The organism is Bradyrhizobium sp. SBR1B (assembly GCF_014198205.1).
Lineage (GTDB): Bacteria > Pseudomonadota > Alphaproteobacteria > Rhizobiales > Xanthobacteraceae > Bradyrhizobium.
The window spans coordinates 1-2,172 of sequence record NZ_JACIHC010000069.1 but is presented as its reverse complement, the minus strand read 5'-3'; the positions used below and the strand labels follow the sequence as shown (position 1 = coordinate 2,172).

At 60.1% G+C, this 2,172-nt stretch carries 1 protein-coding gene and 1 pseudogene; both read right to left on the bottom strand.

Features of this window, described 5'->3' with window-relative positions:
- Positions 1-428: 428 nt before the first annotated feature.
- Positions 429-776: pseudogene (locus GGD61_RS40065) on the bottom strand (transposase); the annotation flags it as partial.
- 281 nt (positions 777-1,057) lie between these two features.
- A partial coding sequence (locus tag GGD61_RS40060) for an ISNCY family transposase (RefSeq protein WP_183232543.1) occupies positions 1,058-2,172 on the bottom strand: 1,115 nt, incomplete at its 5' end.

Here is a 2,172-nt window from a genome sequence, read left to right as displayed (position 1 = left end):
CGACCCAGGCGCTGACCGAAATCCGTCCGGAATGAAATCGGAATGCCTGGCCGGCTTCGCGTCGGAATCAGTGGCCGGCTTCATCGGAATACACAAGCTGCAAAGCTGGCGCGGATCATCCACGCGGTGCTCCGAAGCGGGGAAAAATTCGCTATGACAACCGCTTAGTTGTCGTAGCGCACAGGATCAGGCGGTCGCGTTCACCCGGCGCGAACGGTTGATGAGGTCTGCGGGTGGGTGAACGAGATGGCCTGACAGTCAATCGGCGTTCTGGAAACCTGGCAAAAAAAGTGGCTATTCAGCCGACATGCTTATGAGGACCAGAACGTGCGGATCTCCATCTTGGCCGGGACTGTCTCCCGAGACCGGATACGTTGGCGTAGACTGACCAGATCACATCGTAAGAACCGCTTGCAGAGGGGCGGGCCATACGTTTTTTTGAGCAGACGGTTCTCCAGGGTCAGATCGGCGACGGCCTCCTTCAAGGCGCCGGCCTCCCGGCGGAGGTCCTTCACCTCGCCGGAGGTCGCAGCTCGTGCCGTGTCGCCGGCCAGGCGGCGCTTGCCGGCCTCGAGAAACTCCTTGGACCAGCCGTAATACATCGAGGCGGCAATGCCTTCTCGGCGACAAAGCTCGGAGATGTTCTCCTCGCCGCGCAATCCTTCCAGCACGATGCGGATCTTCTCTTCCGCCGAATACCGCCGGCGGGTCTGGCGCCGAATGTCCTTTAGCACTTGGTCTGCCGACGCTTTGCCCGGTCCGGATTTCTGTTTCATCTTCGCTCCTGGTGGCTACGATGAACCAGAAATCCTCCCTCCGCAAAATCCCCCTGCTTGTCTCACAGGCCCTGACGGCGAACAGCCCCTTATTATCGCAAGCGCAGCCAGCGTGTAGCGCGACAATCAGGATGGAAGGCGTATTGCCTCATGTACTGATGCTCCCGGGTGCGATCGGTTGCCTCATTTATTTTGCTCCTGGCCTGAGTTGAGGAGGAGGCCGGGTGCGGAGATGGCCGGGGTTTCGGAGCGCCCGGCCTCCTCCGCTGGTACCTCGCACGTCATTGGGGTGTTGTGACCTCGTACCCTGGCGGCATTTTCTCGCTAGGAGCGAACAGCAGCGCATTCGCTTGCTCGCTGCGCCAGGATTTCAGCCGACGTTGAAGGGTTCGAAGAAGCTTGTTCGGATAGGCTCCAGGATATTCCATCTGCAAGCGCGAGAGCAGTTCGCTGCCAGTCCGCCAAGGCTCAGCTTCAAACCATTTTCGTAAATCTGGCGTTGCTCGGATGAGCGGGTCGGGACGACGTCGGCCTCTTTTCGCCTTCACGAGTGGCCGATCCGTCGGTCGCATGGCTCCGTCCTTCCAGGCCGTGCGCAAGCTTGCCAGGAAGCGATCGATCGGTTGCGATGCCACAGTAGGATGGCCGATTGGTTGGGTATCAGCGAGGGCCGCGAGGCGCTCCTGCAGGTCCCGGATGTCGCGCAACAATGCGACTGGATCGAGAGCGGCATAGATTTCTTGGAGATGATGGCGGACAGCGTCAGGCGTGCGGGCGTCCGCTACCAGGCGCTGGTGTGGTGTAGCCGGCGCGCTGTATGTCTTGCGTACACGGGCACCTTCGCGCTGCTTGGCTATCAATTTGAACGAGGGTTGGAAGAAGTTCACGAACAGCCGCGCCGATCGATAGAGTTCAGCCAGCAGCTTGGCCGCTTCCAGGCCCTCGAACCGGCGATAGCCGACTATCCTGCGCACGACGGCGCCGTTCTTCTGCTCGACGAACGCCTGGTCATTTTTTCGGTAGGGCCGGCAACGCGTGAAGACGATGTTGGCCGCCTCGCAATAGGCTTTCAGCGTCTCGTTTATGAATACCGTATCATTGTCAGTATCGAAGCCGAGCAGCGCAAAAGGCAATTGTTTGCGCAATTCCGTCAGCACCGTGCTCAACAGCGTCTGTTCGCGCACGATCAGAGGAGCGCACTCCGTCCAGCCGGTAGCAATGTCGGTGAGCACGAGGGTCTGGATGAAGCTGCCGCGCGCAGATGGACCGCTATGCGCGACAAGGTCGGCCTCGACGAATCCAGGCGCCGGATCATTCCAATCTGCCGACGTCCTTATTGGAACACTGCGACGCAACGAGTGCGTCGCGTGCCGCCGACGCTTGCGACCTAATCCTT